20 protein-coding genes are annotated in these 21,528 nt (G+C 72.6%); 7 read left to right on the top strand and 13 right to left on the bottom strand.

Annotation, left to right across the window (positions count from 1 at the left end; translation table 11 throughout):
- The first annotated feature begins 10 nt into the window (after window positions 1-10).
- Window positions 11-1,453, top strand: coding sequence for an esterase/lipase family protein (locus R9Z33_RS22960; RefSeq protein WP_318648901.1), 1,443 nt, complete (start codon window positions 11-13; stop codon window positions 1,451-1,453).
- Here the strand turns inward: R9Z33_RS22960 and R9Z33_RS22965 are convergent.
- On the bottom strand, window positions 1,450-2,295 hold the full coding sequence (locus R9Z33_RS22965; RefSeq protein WP_318648902.1) for a universal stress protein: 846 nt from the start codon (window positions 2,293-2,295) through the stop codon (window positions 1,450-1,452). The two genes, R9Z33_RS22960 and R9Z33_RS22965, sit on opposite strands and share 4 nt — an antisense overlap.
- Before the next feature lie 159 nt (window positions 2,296-2,454).
- On the opposite strand from R9Z33_RS22965, the gene R9Z33_RS22970 reads away from it, so the two are divergent.
- Both R9Z33_RS22970 and R9Z33_RS22975 read left to right on the top strand, forming a co-directional pair.
- Window positions 2,455-3,708 (top strand): MFS transporter, encoded by a 1,254-nt coding sequence (locus R9Z33_RS22970; RefSeq protein ID WP_318648903.1) that lies wholly within the window; start codon window positions 2,455-2,457, stop codon window positions 3,706-3,708.
- Window positions 3,709-3,836: 128 nt separating this feature from the next.
- Window positions 3,837-4,496 (top strand): MORN repeat-containing protein, encoded by a 660-nt coding sequence (locus tag R9Z33_RS22975; RefSeq protein WP_318648904.1) that lies wholly within the window; start codon window positions 3,837-3,839, stop codon window positions 4,494-4,496.
- Between the two features lie 168 nt (window positions 4,497-4,664).
- Here the strand turns inward: R9Z33_RS22975 and R9Z33_RS22980 are convergent, their stop codons facing one another.
- The 5 genes from R9Z33_RS22980 to R9Z33_RS23000 are packed head-to-tail and all read right to left on the bottom strand — an operon-like array spanning window position 4,665 to window position 9,124.
- Window positions 4,665-6,332, bottom strand: coding sequence for a stimulus-sensing domain-containing protein (locus R9Z33_RS22980; protein ID WP_318648905.1), 1,668 nt, complete (start codon window positions 6,330-6,332; stop codon window positions 4,665-4,667).
- A gap of 2 nt (window positions 6,333-6,334) precedes the next feature.
- Window positions 6,335-6,637: a CcdB family protein gene (locus tag R9Z33_RS22985; protein WP_318648906.1), complete on the bottom strand. Its 303-nt coding sequence runs from the start codon at window positions 6,635-6,637 to the stop codon at window positions 6,335-6,337.
- A gap of 3 nt (window positions 6,638-6,640) precedes the next feature.
- Window positions 6,641-7,075: a type II toxin-antitoxin system CcdA family antitoxin gene (locus tag R9Z33_RS22990; protein WP_318648907.1), complete on the bottom strand. Its 435-nt coding sequence runs from the start codon at window positions 7,073-7,075 to the stop codon at window positions 6,641-6,643.
- A 43-nt stretch (window positions 7,076-7,118) separates the two neighbouring features.
- Complete coding sequence (locus R9Z33_RS22995) at window positions 7,119-8,615, bottom strand: tripartite tricarboxylate transporter permease (protein ID WP_318648908.1); 1,497 nt, start codon at window positions 8,613-8,615, stop codon at window positions 7,119-7,121.
- Complete coding sequence (locus tag R9Z33_RS23000) at window positions 8,615-9,124, bottom strand: tripartite tricarboxylate transporter TctB family protein (protein ID WP_318648909.1); 510 nt, start codon at window positions 9,122-9,124, stop codon at window positions 8,615-8,617. The genes R9Z33_RS22995 and R9Z33_RS23000 overlap by 1 nt, the downstream gene beginning before the upstream one ends.
- 127 nt (window positions 9,125-9,251) lie before the next feature.
- On the opposite strand from R9Z33_RS23000, the gene R9Z33_RS23005 reads away from it, so the two are divergent.
- Window positions 9,252-9,872: a class I SAM-dependent DNA methyltransferase gene (locus R9Z33_RS23005; protein WP_318648910.1), complete on the top strand. Its 621-nt coding sequence runs from the start codon at window positions 9,252-9,254 to the stop codon at window positions 9,870-9,872.
- Here the strand turns inward: R9Z33_RS23005 and R9Z33_RS23010 are convergent.
- The 3 genes from R9Z33_RS23010 to R9Z33_RS23020 all read right to left on the bottom strand — a co-directional run bounded on the left by R9Z33_RS23010 (window position 9,851) and on the right by R9Z33_RS23020 (window position 12,699).
- Complete coding sequence (locus tag R9Z33_RS23010; protein WP_318648911.1) at window positions 9,851-10,900, bottom strand: alkene reductase; 1,050 nt, start codon at window positions 10,898-10,900, stop codon at window positions 9,851-9,853. The two genes, R9Z33_RS23005 and R9Z33_RS23010, sit on opposite strands and share 22 nt — an antisense overlap.
- Before the next feature lie 118 nt (window positions 10,901-11,018).
- Window positions 11,019-11,978, bottom strand: a complete 960-nt coding sequence (locus tag R9Z33_RS23015; RefSeq protein WP_318648912.1) for a Bug family tripartite tricarboxylate transporter substrate binding protein — start codon at window positions 11,976-11,978, stop codon at window positions 11,019-11,021.
- Between the two features lie 4 nt (window positions 11,979-11,982).
- Entirely contained in the window at window positions 11,983-12,699 is a 717-nt protein-coding gene (locus tag R9Z33_RS23020) for a SapC family protein (RefSeq protein WP_318648913.1), read from the bottom strand.
- Between the two features lie 172 nt (window positions 12,700-12,871).
- On the opposite strand from R9Z33_RS23020, the gene R9Z33_RS23025 reads away from it, so the two are divergent.
- The 3 genes from R9Z33_RS23025 (at window position 12,872) to R9Z33_RS23035 (ending at window position 14,985) form a co-directional block, all read left to right on the top strand.
- On the top strand, window positions 12,872-13,216 hold the full coding sequence (locus R9Z33_RS23025; RefSeq protein ID WP_318648914.1) for a hypothetical protein: 345 nt from the start codon (window positions 12,872-12,874) through the stop codon (window positions 13,214-13,216).
- 111 nt (window positions 13,217-13,327) lie between these two features.
- A complete protein-coding gene (locus R9Z33_RS23030) occupies window positions 13,328-13,813 on the top strand; it encodes a hypothetical protein (RefSeq protein WP_318648915.1) in 486 nt (161 codons plus the stop codon).
- 32 nt (window positions 13,814-13,845) lie between these two features.
- Complete coding sequence (locus R9Z33_RS23035) at window positions 13,846-14,985, top strand: cupin domain-containing protein (RefSeq protein ID WP_318648916.1); 1,140 nt, start codon at window positions 13,846-13,848, stop codon at window positions 14,983-14,985.
- Window positions 14,986-14,996: 11 nt separating this feature from the next.
- On the opposite strand, the gene R9Z33_RS23040 is transcribed toward R9Z33_RS23035, so the two are convergent.
- Genes R9Z33_RS23040 through R9Z33_RS23055 form a run of 4 tightly spaced genes read right to left on the bottom strand, consistent with a single transcriptional unit; the run spans window position 14,997 to window position 21,519 of the window.
- Entirely contained in the window at window positions 14,997-15,749 is a 753-nt protein-coding gene (locus R9Z33_RS23040) for a GDSL-type esterase/lipase family protein (RefSeq protein WP_318648917.1), read from the bottom strand.
- A 1-nt stretch (window position 15,750) separates the two neighbouring features.
- Window positions 15,751-19,818: a cellulose biosynthesis protein BcsC gene (locus R9Z33_RS23045; protein WP_318648918.1), complete on the bottom strand. Its 4,068-nt coding sequence runs from the start codon at window positions 19,816-19,818 to the stop codon at window positions 15,751-15,753.
- 13 nt (window positions 19,819-19,831) lie between these two features.
- On the bottom strand, window positions 19,832-20,518 hold the full coding sequence (locus R9Z33_RS23050; RefSeq protein WP_318648919.1) for an ABC transporter permease: 687 nt from the start codon (window positions 20,516-20,518) through the stop codon (window positions 19,832-19,834).
- Entirely contained in the window at window positions 20,515-21,519 is a 1,005-nt protein-coding gene (locus R9Z33_RS23055; protein WP_318648920.1) for an alginate O-acetyltransferase AlgX-related protein, read from the bottom strand. Before R9Z33_RS23055 ends, R9Z33_RS23050 begins: the two co-directional genes overlap by 4 nt.
- Between the last annotated feature and the right edge of the window lie 9 nt (window positions 21,520-21,528).

Below are 21,528 nucleotides of genomic sequence, written 5' to 3' on the forward strand. Positions count from 1 at the left end.
GGGTTTCGACATGAGCCGGGGCTGGCGCTGGACGCGCCGCGCCCTCGCGCTGGGGGGCGTGGCGGGGGTAGCCGCCTATGCCGCCCTCCGGACACGGCCGGCCGAGACCGAGGCCGACCTCAACCTGCTCTATACGCCGGCCGCCATGCATCACGGCGTGGACCGCAACCCGATCATCGTCATTCCCGGCCTGCTCGGCAGCCGCCTGCGCGACCCGGCCTCGGGCCGCATCGTCTGGGGCGCCTTCGATGGCGTGGCGGCCGATCCCGGCACGCCGGACGGCGCGCGGCTGGTGGCGCTGCCCTTCACGGAGGCGATGCAGAGCCCCGGCGCGCGCGTCGCGCCCGATGGCGTGCTGGACCGCGTGCAACTGCGCGTGGCGGGCATTCCGCTGGCGCTGCGCGCCTATGCGGAGATCCTCAGCACGCTCGGCCTCGGCGGGTATCGCGACGAGGCGCTGGGCCTCGCCGGCCGGGTGGATTACGGCAGCGACCACTTCACCTGCTTCCAGTTCGCCTATGACTGGCGGCAGGACAATGTGTGGAACGCGCGGCGCCTGATGGCCTTCATGGCCGAGAAGCGCGCCTTCGTGCAGGCGGAATATGCGCGCCGCTTCGGCATGCGGAACCATCCCGTGAAGTTCGACGTGGTGGCGCATTCCATGGGCGGGCTCGTCGCGCGCTACGCCATGCTGTTCGGCGATGCCGACCTGCCGGCGGATGGCGCGCTGCCCCAGCCGAGCTACGCGGGCGCCGAATACATCGCGCGGCTGATCCAGATCGGCACGCCCAATGGCGGCTCGCTCGATGCCCTGCGCGTGCTGGTGGAGGGGCGGGATTTCGGCCAGCCCATCGTGCCGCGCTACAGCCCGGCGATCCTCGGCACCTTCGCCTCGGTCTATCAGTTGCTGCCCCGTGCCCGCAGCCGCCCCGTGATCCTGGGCGATGCGACGCCCGACCTGCATGACCCCGCGCTGTGGCAGGGCATGGGCTGGGGCCTCGCCGCGCGCGGGCTGGAGGGGGACCTCGCCACGCTGATGCCGGATGTGACCGATGCCGCGGAACGCCGCCGCCTCGCCCTCGCCCTGCAGGCGCGGCTGCTGCGCCGGGCCCGCGCCTTCGCCGCCGCCATGGACCAGCCCGCGCGCCCGCCGGCGGGCACGGAACTCATGCTGGTGGCGGGCGATTCCATGCCGACGGCGCTGCGCCTCGCGGCCTCGGCCGATGGCCGGCTGACGACGCGCGAGACCGGGCCGGGCGATGGTGTGGTGCTGCGCGATTCCGTCCTGCTCGATCACCGCCAGGGCCAGTCGCCGCGGCCACCGCGCGTGGAAAGCCCGATGGGCTTCGAGCGCGCGCTCTTCCTCCCGCGCGAACACCTGGAGATCACGCGCGACGCGACCTTCCGCGACAACATCCTGTTCTGGCTGCTGGAGGAGCAGCGCAGGGGTTAGCCGTGGATGAACACCGCGCAGGGCGAGGCCCGCAGCAGCCGCGCGGTGGCGCTGCCGAAGATCAGCCGGGTGATGCCGCTCTCCTGGTCCGCGCCGAGCACGAGGAGCGAGGCGGGCAGGCTCTTCGCCTCCGCCAGCAGGATGTCATGCGGATCGCCGCTCACCGCATAGGCCTCTGCCCGCATCTCGTGCTGCGTCAGGTAGCGCTGCAGGGCCTCGGGGCTCGTCTCCGTCGCGAAGTCGAGCAGCTTCACCACCTGGTTCCGGCCGAGGCCGAGCAGCGCGAAGACATGCAGCGTCCGCATCGCGGCGAGGGAGCCGTCATGCGCGATCAGGACAGGCCGCTTCAGCGCCTCGCCCGCGGCCAGGCCGGGCGCTGCCGCCTCCACGCCCGGGGGCACGACCAGGAGCGGGCGCGCGCCGTCACGCAGCAGCGCCTCGATGGTGGGGGAGAGGCCGTCGTCGCAGGCCTCGCGGCCGAGCGTGCTGTCGCGGCCGATCACGATGAGGTCATGCGCGCAGCCCTCGGCCAGCAGCGCGGCCTCGGGCGCCTCGTCGCGGCGGACCACGGCGAATTCGAAACCCTCGGCGGCGATGCGGGCATCGGCCAGCACGCGCTCGGCCTCGGCCTCCACCGCCTCGGCCAGCTTCTCGTTGCGGCGGGCGGCGAAGGCGCCGGCGCCCAGCGGCACCGGCTCGTGCGCGCCGCTGGTGTGCGGGCGGTCCAGCACGATCAGCGCCGTCACCGCGGCGCCGGTGCGGCGGGCGAGCGCGAAGGCGATGTCCCGCGCCGCGCAGGCGCCGGGCGTGTCGTCGAGGGCAAGCAGGATGGAGCGGATCATGGCGGCAAACTGGCCTTGCCATGCGTTGCTGGCAAGCCAGGGTTGGTTTGACTTCGCCCATCCGCACCCCCATCCTCCGGGCATGTCCAGGCTCACCTCCCTTTCGCGAAGCGGGCTCGCCGCATGGCGTGCCTGGGTGGTCCTGCTGGACCCCGATCCATGCGGCCCGAAACGCGGCTGACGCCGCCTTCGCCTGACCCGCAAACCGTGATCGAGGGGGCGCCCGAGAGCGCCCGCAATACCATGTCCGTGACCCAGATCGCCGCGCCGCTTCCGGCGCCGGCCCAGTTTCCTGTCTTTGTCGCCGCCGCCACCTGCGGCTTCGCCGGCGTCTGGATGTCGGTGCCGCTGGCCGCCGTCATCCTGACCGAGGCCGGCGTCTCGCCCGCCCTGGTCGGGCTTTACGCCGCTTCCGTCTGGGTGGCCGCGCTGCTGACCGCGCCCGCCTCGCCCTGGCTGGCGAGCTGGGTGGGGGGCGCGTTGCGACTGCACCAGCTGGCGGGGCTGACCTCGGCCGTGGCGCTGCTCGGCCTCGCCACCAACCCGCCGCTGGCGCTGTGGTTCGTCTTTGGCGGGCTGCTCGGCATCGCCTCCTGCCTCACCTGGACGACGGCGGACGCCATCGCGGGCGCCATGGCGCCACCGGGGCGCGAGGGGCGGTTCCTCGGCATCTACCAGACCTTCATCTCGGCCGCGATCGGCGGTGGGCCGGCCGTGCTCTGGCTTTCCGGCGTGCAGTCGGGGGCGTTTGCCGCCTCGGCCGGGCTGATGATGCTGGGCGTGGCGCTGACGCTGCTGCTGCGCGAGGTGCCGGGCGCGGTGCCGCGTCGCATGCGGCTCTCCTTCGTGCGGCTGCGGCCGGTGGCGCTGATGATGGCGGCACCCGCGGGCGCGGCCATGCTGTGCGGCGCGCTGGAGGGCACGGCGGGGGCGGTGTTCCCCGTGCAGGGGCTGGCGCTCGGCCTTGCGGCGGGGGCGGCGGCCACCATCGTCGTGGCGACCGGCTTCGGCAACATGCTGGCGCAATACCCGGTGGGGATGCTGGCGGACCGCTTCGGGACGCATCGCGCGCTGCTGGGCTGCGCCGTGGTGGTGGCGCTGGGCTCGCTGCTCTGGCCCTGGCTGGCGCCGGGCTGGGGGATCTGGCCGGTGCTGGCCGTCTGGGGTGGCGCGGCGGGCGCGATCTACACGCTCGGCATGGTGCGGGCGGTGCAGCGCTTCGCGGGGCCGGCCCGGGCGCTCGGCATGGCGGGGTTGAACACCGCCTATCTGCTGGGCGGCGCGCTGGGGGCGCCGCTGGGCGGCCTGCTGCTGGAAGCCGTGCCGGGCTGGGGCCTGCCGGTCGCCGTCGCCACCGTGGCCCTGGGCGGCGGCCTCGCGCTGAGCGTCGCCGCCTTGCGGCGCGGGGCGTAGTGCCGCCTTGCGGCGCGGGGCGTAGTGCCGCCTTGCGGCGCGGGGCGTAGTGCCGCCTTGCGGCGCGGGGCAAAATGGGGCGTTACCACAGGGTGGCTGATCCGGCCTGATGCCATGGAGGTTGTGTGATGCGTTGGATGTTCCTGATCCTGGCTCTCTCAGGCCCCGCCCTTTTGGGCACCGCCGCGGCCCAGGCGCCAGCGCCCGAGCCTGCCCATCCGCGCCCGGCGCCCCCGGCGGCCGACGTCATCGCCGAGGTGGGCCGCCCCGGCTGGACGGTGGATGAGCGCAATGGCTGCTGGGTCTGGAACCCCAACCCCCAGCAGCAGGAGATCGTCATCTGGACCGGCCCCTGCGAGGGCGGCCCGGCGCAGGGCGAGGGCATGCTGGAATGGCGCTATGTCGAGGGCGGCGAGCCGCGCGGCGAGCGTTACGTCGGCAGCCTGGCGCGCGGGAAGATGCACGGGATCGGCACCTTCCTGGATTCCAACGGCATCGTGTACCAGGGCGAGTGGCAGGAGGGGCGCGAGCAGGGCCGCGGCCTGCGCGTCTGGGCCACCGCCCGCTACGAGGGCGAGTGGCGCGAGGGACGGCGCCATGGCCGTGGCATCATGGTCTGGATCAACGGCAACCTGTATCGCGGCGAATTCCGCGATGACCGCCCCGAGGGTCTCGGCGAGTATTTCAGCGTGGAGGGCGGCTGGTTCCGTGGCGCCTGGCTCGCCGGCTGCTTCCGTGAGGGCGACCGCCAGGCCGCCATCGGCCGCCCCCTGGAAGAATGCCCCTGAGACATGGGGTCTGGGGCCTGAGGCCCGAGCCGCCGGAGGCTCTTTTTCCCCTCGGCCCCGTCGGAAATTTCCCGTGTCGCCAGCGCGCGGCTAAGCCTCCAGCAGCCGCAACCTTTCCCTGGCGCGCGGCTAAGCCTTCGGCAGCCGCAACCTTTCCCTGGCGCGCGGCTAAGCCTTCGGCAGCCGCACGACGAACCGCGCCCCCAGCACCTTCCCCGCCGCATCACGCCGGTTCTCGGCGCTGATGCGGCCGCGCAGCCCCTCGATGATCTGCTTGGAGATGGAGAGGCCGAGCCCCGAATGCTGGCCGAAGCGTTCGCCGCGCGGGCGCTCGGAGTAGAAACGGTCGAAGATGCCTTCGAGCTTGGCGTCCGGGATGCCCGGCCCCTCATCCTCGACGGTGATCTCCACCTCCGTCCCCGCCTCGCGCGCGCGCAGCCAGACATGGCCGTGATCCGGGCTGAAGGAGACGGCATTGCCCAGCAGGTTGCGGAACACCTGCACCAGGCGGTCCTCCACGCCCATGGCCACCAGCTTGTCGGGCGCCTCCAGGGCCATCTCCGGGTCGCGCGGCGTGCGCGTCGTGTTGTGCAGCTCGACCAGCACGGCGAGGATCGGGCCGATGTCCACCGGCTCCGCCACGGTGCGGGAGAGCTCCGCATCCACGCGGGACGAATCCGCGATGTCGCCGATCAGCCGGTCCATCCGCACCGCGTCATTGGCGATGATGCCGAGCAGCCGCTTCTGCTGCGCCGGGTCCTCCACGCGGCGCAGCGTCTCGATCGCGCTGCGCACGCTGGTCAGCGGGTTCTTGAGTTCATGCGCCACATCGGCGGCAAAGCGCTCATTGGCGTCGATCCGGGCCCAGAGCGCGCGGGCGGCGGCCTGGAGATCGCGCGAGAGGATGCCAATCTCATCCTGCCGCTCGAGCAGGCGCTCGGGCACGCTGCCGGTGCGGCCCTTGCCCTGGCGCATCTCGGCCGCCGCACCGGCGAGCTGCAGGATCGGGCTGGCCAGCGTGCGCGCCAGGTAGAGCGAGACGGCGACGGTGAGGATGAGCGCCAGCACGAAGAGGCCAAGCACGCTGGCGCGGATCTCGAACAGCCGCGCATCCACCTCCCGTGCCTCGCGCGTCAGCAGCACGATGCCGACGGCCTGGGCGCCGCGCCGCGCGGGCTCGGCCACGCTGACCAGCAGGCGGCCATCCGGCGTGCGGCGGATATAGGGCGTGACGCCGCCCTCCAGCGCCAGGCGCAGCTCCGCCTGCCGCTCGGGGCCGAGATCGGGCTGCCAGTCGAAGCTCTGCGCATCGGGCGTGGTGTCAAGCACCACGGGGTTCAGCGCCTGGCGCGGCAGCAGGCCCAGCACGCGCTCATAGAGGCCGGAGACGGTGTCGGAGATGGCACCGCGCGGGGCGGGCGCGGGCAAGGGCTCGGTCACCACGGCGCCGCCCGCGGCCTCGCGCACGCGGCTGTCGGCGACGACGAGGCCGGCCGTGTCGAACAGCCGCGCCTGGGTGTTGGGCGAGGGCTCGACCAGCCGGCGCAGCAGCGGGCGCGCGACCTCGGGCACCAGCACGGCGCGGTCATCCTGGATGCGGACCGCGGCTTCGGCGATGCCGCCCGCATAGATGCGCGCCTGGGTCCGCATGGCCTCGACCTCGGCGGCGAGCAGGCCGTTCTGGTACTGGTCAAGGTAGAGGAGCGCGGCAGCCAGCAGCGCGGGCGGCAGCGCGTTCACCAGCAGGATGCGGCGCAGCAGCGGCGAGACCCAGCGGCGCCGGCGGTCGGGCTCGGCCGCGCCGTCCTCGGGCTTGAGCAGGGGGGCTTCAGGCATGCTCAGAACCCCGTGACCAGCACGTCGAGCGCGCGGGTGATCTCATCCTGGTGGGCGGCGAGGGAGCCGACCGGCGGGCCAAGCTCACGCCGGGGAATGGCACCGAGGAGCTGCGTGGCCATGAGGAAGGGCCGGCCCTCGATGTCGAAGCGCGGGTGCAGGTCCCGGATGGGGCCGGGCACGGCGTCGGGCGGCAGGAGGGGCGCCACGACGCGGGTCTCCAGCCGGTCCAGGAAGTCGCTCTGGACCTGCACGAGGTAGCCCGGGGCGCCGCGCGGGCGGCGGAAGACGTCGAAGCGCGCCACCGGTCAGAACATGCGGTATTCGGCGAGGGGCAGCTCGTTGCTCTCGGTCCAACGGTTCCAGGCTTCGATCGCGTCCTGGTTTTCTTCCAGCCAGCGGCGGGCCTTCTCGGCGCGGATCGCCTCCTGCACGGCACGGGCGGCGATGGCGGCGGCGTCGAGGCCGAGCGCCTGGGCCTCGGCGGCGAAGGGGGCCTGGGCTTCGGCGAGGCCGGGGGGCGCGTCACGGCGCCGACTGCCTTTTGCGCTAGGTCCCACCCCGGCAAAGTCGTTGGCCGTCACCGCTCCTCCTGTCGCCTCTGCAAGGGCCTGCAGCTGGGATGGACGCGGGAAGATGGTCCCTGCCTTCCACTTATAGACTGTGACGAGATGGACGCCGCACCGACGCGCAAGCTCCGCCGCTGACGTGTTCGACTTGATCATCCAATCGGCAAGATTCATGCTACGACCTTAGCGATTTAGGCTAGTTCAGCAAGCAAATTGTTCAGGCCCGCCGCCGCGCCCAGGCTCTGTAGATCCGTGGCCCCAGCAGCGCCGCCACCGCCACCAGCAGGATCGCGAGGCTGCCCGGCCGGGTCACGAAGACCATCCAGTTGCCTTCGCTGATGGTCAGCGCCTGGCGCAGCGCCTGCTCAGCCATCGGCCCCAGGATCATGCCGATCACGACGGGCGCCACCGGGAAGTCGAAGCGCCGCATGAACATGCCGATGATCCCGATGGCGTAGAGCAGGACCAGGTCCACGATGGAGTTGGAGATGCCGTAGGTGCCGATCGTGGCGAACACCAGGATGCCGGCATAGAGCTGCGGCGTCGGGATCTTCAGGATCTTCACCCAGAGCCCCACCAGCGGCAGGTTCAGCACCACCAGCATCACATTCGCCACGAAGAGCGAGGCGATCAGCGTCCAGACGAGGTCGGGCTGCGTCTCGAAGAGCAGCGGCCCGGGCTGGATGCCGTAGCTCTGGAAGGCGCTCAGCATGATGGCCGCCGTGGCGGAGGTGGGCAGGCCGAGCGTGAGCATGGGCACCAGGATGCCGGCCGCGGCGGCATTGTTCGCGGCCTCGGGCCCGGCCACACCTTCGATGGCGCCGGTCGTGCCGAATTCATGCGCGTGTTCGGGCGCCACCAGCTTCCGCTCGGCATAATAGCTGAGCATGGTCGGCATCTCGGTGCCGCCGGCGGGCAGCACGCCGAAGGGAAAGCCGAGGCCCGCGCCGCGCATCCAGGGCCAGAAGCTGCGCCTGAGGTCGGAGCGCGAGAGCATGAGGTGGCCGACCGGCAGCACCTGCGCCGCGCCGCCGTGATGGCGCCAGGCCATGTGCAGTGCCTCGGCCACCGCGAAGAGCGCGACGGCGACGAGCACCACGTTCACGCCATCATACAGCTCGGGCAGGCCGAAGGTCATGCGCGGCTGGCCGGTCTGCAGATCAATGCCGACCAGGCCCAGCGTCAACCCGAAGAAGAGGCTCACCAGCCCCCGCAGCGCCGAGCCGCCGAGCACGGCGGAGACGGTCACGAAGCACAGCACCATCAGGCAGAAATACTCGGCCGGCCCCAGCAGCAGCGCGACATCCACGATGACGGGGCCGAGGAAGGCGATGCCCAGCGTCCCCACCAGGCCGGCCACGAAGCTGCCGATGGCGGCCGTCGCCAGCGCCGGGCCCGCACGGCCGCTGCGCGCCATCTTCGCCCCTTCGAGGGCGGTGATGATGGAGCCGCTCTCGCCCGGCGCGTTCAGCAGGATGGAGGTGGTGCTGCCGCCATACATGGCGCCGTAGAAGACGCCGCAGAACAGGATGAAGGCGCCGGTGGCGCTCACCTGGAAGGTGATGGGCAGCAGGAGCGCGATGGTGAGCGCGGGGCCGATGCCGGGCAGCACGCCGACCGCGGTGCCGAGGAAGCAGCCCAGCAGCGCCCAGGCCAGGTTGGTCAGCGTCAGCGCATGCGAGAAGCCGAGGGAGAGGCCGTTGATCGCTTCCATCAGGCCACCTCCTGCCCGAGAAGGCGCAGCACCAGCCCCTCCAGCAGACCCGCGCCGATGTTCACGCCAAGCCCCTGCACGAAGAGGAACCAGACGAGCAGCGTCAGCGGCAGCGCGATCAGCAGGTCCCGCGCCATGGAGCGGCTGCCGAAGGCGGCGGCGACGAGGACGAACTGCGCCGAGGCCGCGATGGAAAACCCGGCCGGGCCGATCAGCACGAGGTTGGCGAGCAGGCCCGCGCCCAGCAGGCCGAGCGCGCGCAGATTGGGTGGCCCGGCCTCCGCCACCTCGGCCACCTGCGCCGACCAGCCGCCCCGCAGCGCGGAGAGGACCAGCAGCGCGCCCAGCAGCGTCATGCCGCTTGCCACCACATAGGGCACCGCCTTGGGGCCCACCTGGGCGTAGAGCGGCGAGACGGGAATGGCGCCGGCCTGCCAGAAGCCGACCAGCCCGAAGGCCAGGACGAAAAGGCCGGCCAGCAGGTCAGGCCAGGGAATCCGGTTCGTCATGGGGCCTCGCGCTTCCTTGCGCGGGCAGTCTTGGCCGTTTCATGCCTTCCGTCACCTGTCCGCGGCGTGGCAAGCTTGTCATTCGGGGAAGCTTTCGCGCCAGGCGCCGCGCCGCCATGCTGCCGGCATGAGCGCGGATCACATCATCGGACTCTATGAGCGCCACGCCCGCGCCTTCGACGCGCAGCGCGGGCGGGGCCCGATGGAGCGCGCCTGGCTCGATCGCTTCACGGCGCTGGTCCCGCCCGGTGGCGCGGTGCTCGACCTGGGCTGCGGCATGGGGGAGCCGATCGCGGCGCATCTCATCGGCGCGGGGTTCCGGGTGACGGGGGTGGATAGCGCGCCCACCCTGATCGGCCTCTGCCACGCACGCTTTCCCGGCCAGGATTGGCGCCTGGCCGACATGCGCGGCCTCGATCTCGGGCGGCGCTTCGACGGCATTCTCGCCTGGGACAGCTTCTTCCACCTGGACCAGGCGGATCAACGCGCGATGTTCGCCGTCTTCGCCCGCCACGCGGCACACGGCGCCGCGCTGATGTTCACCAGCGGCCCATCGGAGGGCGTGGCGCTGGGCTGCTTCGAGGGCGAGGTGCTGCATCACGCGAGCCTCTCACCGGAGGAATACCGCACCCTCCTGGCCAGCCACGACTTTGCGGTGGTGGACCACCGCGCGGAAGATCCGGAATGCGGCGGGCACACCGTCTGGCTCGCCCGCCGCAGTGGCGCTCAGGCGGCCAGCGCCGGATAGTCCGTGTAGCCCTTCGCACCGCCGCCATAGAAGCTCGCCTGGTCCGGCGTGTTCAGCGCGGCGCCCTGGGCGAGGCGCTCCGGCAGGTCCGGATTCGCCAGGAAGGGCACGCCGAAGGCGATGAGGTCGGCGAGGCCCGAGGCGATGTCCGCTTCGGCCCGCGCACGGTCATAGCCGCCGTTCAGGATCAGCGTGCCCTTGTAGTGGGCACGGATCAGCGCGGCCACGTCGAAGCCGGGCTTGGTGTCGAAGATGTGCAGATAGGCGAGGTTCCGCTTCGCCAGCTCGCCCGCCACATAGGCGTAGGTGGCCGGCGCGTCGGGATCATGGATGTCGTTGAACACCCCGCCCGGCGAGAGCCGCACGCCCACGCGGTCGGCGCCGATCGCCGCCACGGCGGCATCCACCGCGCCGAGCAGGAAACGCGCGCGGTTTTCGACCGAGCCGCCCCATTCATCCGTGCGCTGGTTCACATTGGGCGCCAGGAACTGGCCGGGCAGGTAGCCATTCGCGCCATGCACCTCCACGCCATCCAGCCCGGCCTCGCGCGCCAGGGTCGCCGCGCGGCCATAGGTCGCGATCAGGGCCGGGATCTCGGCCGCCTCCAGCGCGCGGGGCGTGCCATGCGGCTTCATGCCCTCATGCGTGTAGATCTCGCCGGGGGCGGCGATGGCCGAGGGCGCCACGGGCGCCGCGCCGTCCAGGAAATCGGGGTGGGAGATGCGGCCGGTGTGCATCAGCTGCACAAAGATGTGCCCGCCCTTGGCGTGCACCGCGCCGGCCACCTGGCGCCAGCCCTCGACCTGCGCCGCGTTGTAGAGGCCGGGAATATCAATGTAGCCGCGGCCCGAGGCATCGGGCGTCGTGCCCTCGGTCACGATCAGGCCGGCGCTGGCGCGCTGGGCGTAGTATTCGGCGTTCAGCGCGTTGGGCACCTGGCCGGGCGTGCGGTTGCGCGTCATCGGCGCCATCACGACACGGCTCTTGAGGGTCAGCGCGCCGACGCGCACGGGGGAGAACAGGGACATCTTCGGGCAACTCCATGGCTCGGGGCGGAACACGCCGCCCCCTTGCCAAGAGAGATGGGGCGCAAAGGTTGCGCCGCGAAATCACGCCCGGTGATGATGCCCATTCACGCCGGAGGATTTACCCGGCGAGGCCAAGCTCCTTCAGCACCGCCTCGGTCGCGGCGATGTCGGCGGCGAGGAAGCGGTCGAACTCGGCCCCGGCGAGGAAGGCGTTGTCCCAGCCGCGCGTGGCCAGCAGCTCGCGCCAGGCAGGCAGCGCGTTGAGCTCCGTCATCAGGTTGACCAGGGCGGCGCGCTGGTTCGGGTTGATGCCGGGTGCCCCGAAGACGCCGCGCCAATTCGCCGTCACCACATCCACGCCGGATTCGCGGAGCGTCGGGATGGCGGGGTCGCTGCGCGTCTCGCCGGTGGTGGCCAGGGCCCGCATCCGGCCGGCGCGGATCTGCTCGGAGAATTCGGAGAAGCCGGAAATGCCGGCCTTCACCTGGGCGCCCAGGATCGCCGCCTGGGCCGGCCCGCCGCCGGCGAAGGCGACATAGCTGCCCTCGCGCGCGTTGCGGCCCAGCGCCTTCAGGATCAGGCCCAGCGTGATGTGGTCCGTCCCGCCCGCGCTGCCGCCGCCCACCGAGGTGCCGCCCGGATTGGCCCGGAAGGCCGCCAGAAGCCCCGCGATGTCCCGGATGTCGGAGGAGGCGGGGACGACCACCACGCCCACCTCCTGCGTCATTCGCGCGATGGGCGTGACATTGGCGAGGCCGAGCGGCGAGCGGTTGGTCAGCACCGCGCCCACCATGACCGAGCCCGCGACCATCAGCGCATCCGGCCGGCCGCGCCGCTGCGAGACGAAGCGCGGCAGGCCCACGATGCCGCCGGCGCCGCCCACATTCTCGAACTGGAAATTGCCGACGAGGCCGGCGGGCCGGGCCACCTGCTCGATGGCGCGGCCAAGCCCGTCCCAGCCGCCGCCGGGGCCGGCCGGGATGAACATGCTCATATTGGCGAAGCGCGCCTGGGCGCGGGCGCCGGGGGCGAGGGCCGGCAGCAGCGCCGCCGCGGCCAGGAGGGTTCTGCGCCGCATCGCCTCAGCCCTGCATCTGCTTGAGTTCGGGAATGCCGCCCAACGAGAGCATGTGGGCGTAGATGGCATCGAGCCAGCCCTTGTCCCGCAGCGTCACCAGCTGCTCGCCGGTCAGCTTCGCCAAGCGCTCCCGGTCCACGGCGTGGAAGCCGTCCACGCGGAAGGGCTTGCCTTCCCATTCGAACTGCGTGGCCGCCGGCTGCAGCAGGCCCATCAGCGAGAGGCCCTCCGCGAATTCCTGCGTCTTGCGGAAGGCGGCCTCGACCGAGCGGGTGAAGTCCAACGCCTTGGTGGCGAGCGGCGCGGGCTTGCGGTCGGCGTCGAAGATGGGCTCCCCGGCCGAGGCGGCGAATTGCGGCGCCTGGGGGTCGATGCAGAGCACGAGCTGGTCGGAATCCGCCGCCGCGCGCACCAGCAGGAAGGGATAGCGGCGCAGATAGGCCGGCACGTAGGTCCCGCGGCGCCAGGCGCCCTTCTCATCCACGAAGAGGTTGCGGTCAGGGGCGAGGCCGGTCAGCGCCACGGGCATGTGCGGCGCCTGCGCGGCGAAGACCACCGGCATGTGGCGCCCGGCCAGCGCGAATTCCTCGACGGCGAGCGGGATGGAGGAGAGATGCGCGGCGAAGCCGTGCCCCACGTCGCGCAGGTGCAGCCCCGCATGGCGATCGCTGTCGAGCGGCTCCAGCGCCGAATACAGGACGGGCAAGGTCGGGGCGTTCATGACATGTCTCCGGCAGGCGGTGGCCCGAAGGGTGAGACGTTGCATTAATTGTTGGACAGCAACGACATTTTGGCCTTTCGGGCCTTGTTCTTCGAAAACAGCATAGACCAACATCCCATGCCCGAGGAAGGTCCGGGCCAAAAGCCAAACCGACCACGTCCCGAGGAAGCCCATGTCCCATCCCGATCCACGGCTGAGCCGCCGCCTCATCGTCGCGCGTGCCGCCACCGGCGCCGGGCTGGTGGCCGCCGCCACGATCCCGGGCGAGGCCGCCGCCCAGCGCAGCGTGACCGATGCCGACCCGCGCGATGCGGCGGGGCGCGGCCGGGGCTCGGGCGGGGGCCAATACCGCACCAACGCCACCGATTCCGACCCGCGTGACGCGGCCGGCCGGGGCCGTGGCACCGGGTCCTCCACCGGCTACACCGACCGTGACCCGACCGATGGCCCAGGCCGTGGCCGCTCCGGCCGCACCGACAGCGACCCCTCCGACGGGGCCGGGCGCGGCCGGCGCTGACGCACCCGCCCGGGCGGCGCGCCACATCTCCGCGATTGTGTTGAGCGCCCCGGCTGTGCACTCTTCCGCTTGCGGATCATCCGCCAACGAGACAGGACAAGAGGAAACCTGATGGAAAGCCGTCTCTCCCGCCGCCTCCTGGTCCTGCGGGTCGCCGCCTTGGGCGGCACAGGCACCGCGCTGGCCGCTTGCGTGCCGACCGGCCCAACCCCGGTGGTGTCGCGCGGCACCGGCATCACCGACCGCGATCCGAGCGATGGCCCGGGCCAGGGACGCGGCGGCTATCGCACCACCGGCATCACCGATCGTGACCCGAGCGATGGGCCGGGCAATGGCCGTGGCGGCGCGCGCGGCACCGGCGTCACCGACCGCGACCCGAGCGACGGCGCGGGCCGCGGGCGCGGCGGCTACCGCACCACCGGCATCACCGACCGTGACCCGAGCGACGGCCCCGGCAATGGCCGCGGCGGCTCACGCGGCACCGGCATCACCGATCGCGACCCGAGCGACGGCGCGGGCCGCGGGCGGGGCGGGTATCGCGGCACCGGCCGCACCGATTCCGACCCGCGCGACGCGCCCGGCCAGGGCCGCTGGTAGCCGGCGACACACCACCAGGGCCGACAGGAACGATGCAGCAAGGATTGACCGAGGCGGCCTTCGCCCTCGCCTTCGAGGGCATGAGCGTGGACGAGGCGCTGGCCCTGCGCGAGGGGCTGGCCTGGAAGCATTTCAGGGGCGCGCGCCCGGACCGCTTCGCGCCCCTGCTCAGCGTGGCCGATCTCGACGCGCATCTGCGGACCGATGGCGCGCGCACGCCGCGCATCGCCATGGCGGACGAGGCGCGCAACGGCAGCGCCGGCGTGCCGGAGGAGGAATTCGCGCTGCCCGATGGACGGGTGGACCTGCCCCGGCTGCTGGCGCGCTTCGATGCCGGCGCCTCGCTCGTCGTCTCGCAATTCCATGAGACGCATCCACCGCTCGCGAATTTCTGCCGGGGGCTGGAGCGGCTCTTCCTGCACCCGGTGCAGTCCAACATCTACCTGACGCCGCCTGCGGCGCAGGGCTTCCGCACGCATTTCGACACGCATGACGTGCTGGTGCTGCAGGTGGAGGGCCGCAAGCGCTGGCGCATCTGGGATGGCGAGCGTGTGGAGCGGCCGACGCGCCGCACCCCCTGGCCCGGCAACATGGCCCCGCTGGGCGAGCCGCATGTGCTCGTCCTGGAACCGGGCGACGCGCTCTATATCCCGCGCGGCATCATGCATGACGCGGCGACCGAGGCGGGCGAACGCTCGCTCCACGCCACGATCGGCTTCATGGAGTCGTCCTGGGCGCAGGCGATGCGCGCCCTGCTGGACGAGGCGGAACTGGCCGACCCCAAGCTGCGCGAAAGCGTGCCAAGCTGGCGCATCGGCGAGGCCGACCTGCTGCCTGGCCTGGCCGAGCGCCTCGCCCGGCTCGCCACCCCCGCCCATGCCGAGCGGCTCGCCAACCTGCTGCTGGAGCAGCTGGCGCGGGACCGCCAGCCCCTGCCCGCCCGCGGCCTCTTCGCGCCCATGCCCGAGGGCGCGCTGCGGCTGAGCGAGGGCATGCATTCCCACCTGGTGCAGGCGCAGGACGGCTCGGCGACGCTGTTCTGGACCGGCGGCGCCCTGCCGCTCACGCCGCATGAGGTGAATGAGCTGGCCGCGCTGGCGGAGGGCACCGTGCCGGGCGATGCCGATTTCGCCCGCAGGCTCTGGGGCATGGGGCTGCTGGAACCGGCCTGACGCCGGGTCTCCTATCGCTGAAGCGCCAGCCTGAGGTGCCCCTCGATGGCGGTGGAGAGGATGGCGTAGCCCGTCAGGGTGAGGTGCAGCCAGTCGAAGGCCACCCAGTCATGCAGCACGCCCTGCCCGTCCACCATGAGCTGCCCGGGCTCGCTGTAGATGATCCGCTGGTTGTCGCCGCAGGCGGCGATCAGCTGGTTCAGCCGGGCGATGGGCGCGCGCATCGGGTCATTCGCGTAGATGCCGCGCGGCAGCACCCCGAGCAGCAGGATCCGCGCCTGGGGCGCCAGCCGCTGCAGCTTCTCGATCACCGCCGCCACGCCCTGCGCCACATCCTCCGGCCGGTTGCCGTGGCCGATATTGTTGGTGCCGATCAGCAGGACGATCGCCTGGGGCTGCAGGGCGGCCGGCCAATGCCCGTTGTCCAGGCGCCAGAGCAGGCTTTGCGTCGTATCCCCGCCGATGCCGAGGTTCAGCCCGCCGCGATGCCCGTAGAACATCCGGAACAGGTTGGGCTGCCAGCCCTCGGTGATGGAATCGCCCACGAAGACGATGCGCGCCTGCGCGAGGTCCGTGCCGCGCAGCCGCGCGGTCAGCGCGTTCACCGCGGTGCGCCACTCGGCCCAGGGCCCGGCCGCCGGCACCACCGTGGTCGGGCGCGGGCCGGCCGGCGGCGCCGGGCAGGCGGCAAGCGCGGGCAGGCTCGCCGGGAGCAGGAGCCCGACCGCCAGGGCGATGCGGCGCAGGCTGGCGGCGACCCTCACGTCACCAGGTCGGGCGTGCGGCGCCGGAAGGCAGGCCCACCCATTCCGGCCGCCCCGCGCCGAAGCTCGACTGCATGGGGTCGTTCACATTGGGCGTGGGGGCGGCGGCGCCGGCATGCAGCGGCAGCAGGTCCTCGCGCGGGCGGTCCAGGCGCCAGCGCAGGTAGAAGAGGCCCACCGTGTCCTGGTAGTCGCCCACCTTCTCGAAGCGGCCGGCCAGGCCCAGGCGCACATTCGGCGTCACCGCATATTCGACATTGCCGAAGATGGAGCCGGCGATGCCGCTGCTGCGCGTGGCGGTGCTGGTGACCGGCGTGGTGTTGTCGAAGAAGGAGGCGTTGACCGCCTGCGCCTGCAAGGCGGAGTTGGTCGGGAAGGTCGGCGTCGCCGCCGTGCGGAAGTTCTGGTAGCCGACCGAGCCGATGGTCCGCAGCGACCAATCGCCCCAGCGGGCGACGTACTCGGCCTGGAGCGAGGCGATGATCTGCTGCTGCGGGCTGAAATAGCCGCCCTGGCCGAAGGTGAAGCCGCCCAGGTTCTTGTCGAACCCGAAATACCGCAGGTCCAGGCCCATGGTGAGCTGCTGGTTCTGCTCGCGCAGCAAGGCGTAGTAGGCGCCGATGCCGGCATCCACGCGGGCGTTGTTCTGGACGTTGTCGCCCCGGTAGATGCTGTAGCCGGCGCCCGCATAGGTGCCGAAGCGCTGGGAGGGCGCCCATTCGAACTGCAGGCGCGCGCCGGTGCGGATCACGCCGCCCCAGGGGGCGCCCACCACCGAATTGGGCATGCCGGCATAGGAGAGCATGCTGTCCGTCACCGCCCGGCGGTCGAAGGAGAGGCGCATGCGCAGCTGTTCGTTGATGCGCGGCACCACCTCCGCGCCGCCCACGATGTTGGTGCGGGCGAAGCCCAGCGGCGTGGAACCGATATCGGCCCGGAAGTTGCGGCCGAGATAGGCGGCACGCAGCGCCGCACCCTCCTGCGTCTCGGGCCCCGCGCGATAGGAGCCGGCCGGGAGCACCGTGTTTTCGCCGAAGAGGCGCGCATTGCCGGAGGCGGTGTTGAGGTTCCCGGCGTTCAGCGCCACCGCATCCACGCCCATCACGATGCGGCCGGGCATGTTGCCCGGCATCGGCGTGCTGACCTCGACCGGCACCGTCAGGGTGGTGAGGCGGGAGGTGCCGGCCGTGCCTTCGCGGTAGCCGAGCATGGCGCCGGCCTGCAGCCAGGTCGCCGCCTCGTCGCGGGCGCGGATCAGCTCCTGCGCGATCTGCGCGGTCAGCGGGTCATGCAGCTGGGTCGGGCCGGGGCCGCCGCGCTGCGGGTTCAGCGCCATCTGCGTCAGCCGCGCCTCGGCCAGCTGGCCGCTGCTCCGCAGGTGCTCGAGCCGCCGGGTGCCGGCGCTTTCCATCAGGCGGAGGCTGCGGCCCAGCTCGCCCCGCGCGCGGGCGACGCGGGCCTCGGCCATCGTCACCTGGAGGTCGCCCGGATGGAGGAAGGCGGTCTCGGTGATCAGCGCATCGGCCTCGCGCAGCCGCCCCTCGGCGATGGCGAGGTCCACCTTGGCGAGGCGCGCGGTGAGGTTGCGCGGGTCGCGCTCGAGCACGGCGTCCACCAGAATGCGCGCCTCGGCCGTGCGGTTCTGCGCCACGTAGAGGCGGACCAGGGCCATGTTCAGCGGCACGCTGCCGGGTGCTGCGGCCAGCGCCGGCGCCAGCGCCTGATAGGCCCGGCCGGGCTCGTTCCGCAGGCCCAGCGCATCGGCCTGCTGCACCGCGCCCGCTTCCATGACGGCGGCCAGCTCGCGCCGGGTTTCCGCCGGGAGGTTGCGGTCGGCCAGCAGGGGGGCGGCCAGCGCGCTGGCATCCTCCAGCCGGTTCGCCTCGATCAGGGCGGAGGCGAGGGCGATGCGGTCGGCCGCGCTCGTGTTCGGGTTGGCGGCGAGCGCCGCGCGGGCGGCGAGGCCGGCGCGGATCGGGTCGTTCAGCCGGGCGAAGGCGCGCACCGTGGCGGGGCCGACCGTGAAGGCCGGGTCGCGCCGGCCTGCACCGGCCAGCAGCTGCTCGATCGCACCCGCGCGGCCTTCGCGCACCTGCAATTCAAGCTGGCGGATCTCGAACTCGCGCCGGCTCGCCGTCAGCAGGCGGTTCATGTCGGCGTTGCGGACCCGCACCGGGATGCGCTCCAGCAGGGCGACGACGGTGCCGAAGCGCTCCTCGTCCAGCGCGGCCAGGGCGGCGGCGGTCGAGGCATCGGCGGTCGTGTCGCGCTCGAGGCGCGCGGTGAGTTCGGCGGCTTCCGCAGTCTGGCCGAGGGCGCGAAGCTTGCGGATCGCGTCGAGCATGATCCAGGGATTGTTCGGCGCCATGGCCAGCGCCTGGCGCAGCAGCGCCAGGGACTGCTCGGGATTGTCGGTCAGCGCCGCGCGGTCGCGCAGGCTGAAGGCGCGGGCGACCATCACATCCTGGTTCGGCGGCAGGCCCATCTCGCGCTGGAAGGCCTCGGCCTCGGCGATGCGGTCCTGGCCGACCAAGGCGAGGTAGAGGCCGTTCATCGCGTCGCGTTGGCGCGGCCGCAGGGTGAGCGCGTTGCGGAAGCGCATCTCGGCCGCCACGAAGTCCCGCCGCAGGATCGCGACCTGGCCGAGGACGAGCTCGCTGTCGAGGCGCTGCTGGCCGCGCGCGTTCAGGCCGCGCCGGGCAAGCGAATCCGCGCGGTCGAGGTCGCCGCGCTCCAGCGCGCGCCAGGCGAGGCCGCCCGGGCCCAGGCCGCCGCCGCCACCACCGCCGCCGGCGGTGTTCCAGGGTGTCAGGCTGCCCACCGCGCGGGTGAATTCCTCCGCCCGGTCGGGCGAGAGGGCGATGGCGCGGTCCAGCAGGTTCCGCGCCTCGGTCATCCGGTTCTGGATCTTCCGCAGCACGGCGAGGCCGAGGATGGCCTCCGTATCGTTCGGATCGATGGCGAGCGCCGCGTTGAACTGCTGCTCGGCCTCGGCATTGCGGCCGGCATCCACCGCGCCCCAGCCGAAGATGCGCGCCGAGGCGCCCGGGGCGATCACCACCTCGGAGGCGCGGAGCTTCTGCTCCAGCTCCCGGTCGCCGGGGTTCTGCGCGAGATAGGTGCGGATGCGCGCGGCCGATTCGGGCTCGTCGCCCAGCCAGAGCAGCGATTGCCGCCACGCCACGCGCGCCGCCTCGCGCACGCCGCGCTGGTTGTAGAGCTGCGCCAGCCGGTCCACGCCGTCGGAGCGGGTTTCCTCGCGATAGGTCAGCAACTGGGCGTAGGTCAGCGCGAGCTGAAGGTCGTTCGGCGCGGCCGCGGCCATCTGGCCGAGTTCCTGCACCGCCTGCCGATAGCCCGACTCGGAGGAACCGCCGAGCACCTGGAAATACTCGGAGGCCAGGGCCGGCGGGATGCGGCCGTTGCGGAACATCTGCCGGTAGCGCGCCACGGCTTCCTCCGCGCGGCCGCCGCGCGCCAGCTGACGGGCCGCGGCCAGCGCCTCGGCATCCTCACCGGTGACGCGCAGCAATTCCTCGCCGCGCATCAGGCGCGGGTCATTGGGCGCGAGGCGGCGCAGCCGCGTCAGGTAGCGCCGGGCCGCCTCGGGCTGGTTGCTCAGCGAGGCCAGCTCGATGGCGCCGGCCAACGCCTCGATGTTGTTCGGCTCGACGGCGAGCAGGCGGTCGAGCGTCTGGAGCGCGCGCTCGGTCTGGCCCTGCTGCTGCCAGAAGGCGGCCTGCTCCAGCAGGTTGGTGGAGGCGGCGCCACCGGAGATGCGCGCCTCGCTGCCCGCCGGTGCCGCGGCCGGCGTGGCGGCGGCCGGCGGCGACAGCGCGGGCGGGGAGAGCGCGGGCGGCGAAAGCGGGGGCGGGGCCGAGAGCGCCGGCGCCTGCGACAGCGGCGGGGGCGACAGGACAGGCGGGGCCGAGAGGACCGGCGGCGGGGGTGAGAGGACGGGCGGCTGCTGCGCGGCCGCGGGCAGCCCGGCCAGCATGAGGCCGGCAGCCATCCCGGCCGCCTCGCGCCGCAGGGCGCGGCGCGTCTTCCGATCCGTGCGGTTCAGCATCCCCGGCGTCCCGTCACGGCCGCCAGACCGCCGTGGTGTCGCGCGTCATGAAGGCCTGCGGCTGCGCGCCGCTGATCATCCAGATGCTGTACATGCCGCCGGCCTCCAGGCCGTCCAGCGCGAAGGGAGCGCTGGCGCGGTCCCCGCAGGTGGCGCGGATCTGCGCCGCCACCGGGTTCACGCTGCGGGCGCGGGTGGCGAGGCTCGGCACCGCCTCGAAGACGGCGGGGCCGGAGGGCTGGATCGCGAGGCCGCCCGCCGGGCAGTCCGGCATGGCGTTGTAGAAGGCGAGGCGGGCGCGGGCGCGGTTGAAATCGGCGGCATCCACCACCGGCGTCGCGGCCAGACCACCATTGGGCGCGGCGTGCAGCAGCACGGTGACGAAGCTGCCCGGCTCGACGCGCAGCGTGGCCTGGCCACGGCGCTGCCCCTCCTGGAACTCCAGGCGGAGCTGCCGGTTGGCCACGTTCTCGACCGTCGTGAAGGCCATGACGCGCTGCGCGGGCGCGGTGCCCAGGCGCTGCTGCGGCAGGAAGTCGGGCCGCGCCATCACCTCGCCGGGAAGCACGTTGACGAGGCGCACATAGGCAGAGCCGCGCGGCGGAACCGGATCATAGACCTGCCCCTGCGCCAGGGCCGCGCCCATGCCGCCGAGACTGGTCGCGAACGCGGCCGCGAGGGCGAGAAGCGCGCGCCTCATGCCACGGCCCGCCGGACCTGGTTGAGGAACTCGGCCGGCGCGATGGCCGCCTGGCCCCAGGAGGAATTGTTCGTGGTGTTCACCATGTCCTGCTCCAGGTGGTTCCAGACAAGGGCGCGCGGGCGCTGCTGCCGGAAGGCATCGCTGCGCAGGTAGTCGAGCAGCGTGGCATAGGTGCCGACATTGTTCGGCTTCCAGGAGAGACCGACCGGACGCACCAGCTGGTTGGAGAGCACGGGCTGGAAACCGAAGCGCGGCTGCACATTGCTGGTGCCGACCACCATCGTGTCGTAGCTGTCATCCTCGATCAGCGCGGCGGCGCCCTCGGGGGGCAGGATCTGGCGGATCAGCGAGGTCTCGGGGCCATAGGCCGAGCGCTGGGCGGGCGGCACATGCTGCGTGAGGTCGCCGGCGGCGAGCTGCATGGGCCGCAGGTCGCCCAGGCGGGTGCCGGGGCGTGGGCTGGCCGGCAGCTGCATGCGCTCGCGCATCTGGCGCGCGATCTCGACGGCGGCGAGCTCGGCGCCCATCGGCGTCCAATGCGTGTCGGTCTTGAAGAAGAGGGGATGCGACGGATCGCGCTGCATCTGCGCGCGGAACAGGGCATCGAGGTCCGGCACCAGGGCGCCGGCGCGGGTCAGTTCCGTCACACTCAGGCTGTAGCGCTGCGCCGCCTCGGGCGAGACCTGGGAGCCGGCGGGCAGGAATTGCCGCATGAGGCGCTTGCGCGAAGGGATCAGGCAGATCGCCACCTGGATCCGCGCGGCGCGCAGGATGCCGATGGTCTCGCCCACCGTCTGCAGCGCATTGCGCAGCGCCGTCATGTCCACCCGCGCCAGGCGGTCCCACACCGGGAAGAGCCAGCCATTGGTGCCGATCTCGACGAGGCTGGCCTGCTGCGCCTGGGCCTCGCGCAGCGCCCAGGGGGCGGCCAAGGGGGCAGCCAAAGCGCCGGCCAGCCCGGCGCGGCGCGTCATCGTCCAGGTGTTCGCATCAGGCATCGCTGTCGC

The organism is Sediminicoccus rosea, from assembly GCF_033547095.1.
In the GTDB taxonomy this organism is placed as follows: Bacteria; Pseudomonadota; Alphaproteobacteria; order Acetobacterales; family Acetobacteraceae; genus Roseococcus; species Roseococcus rosea.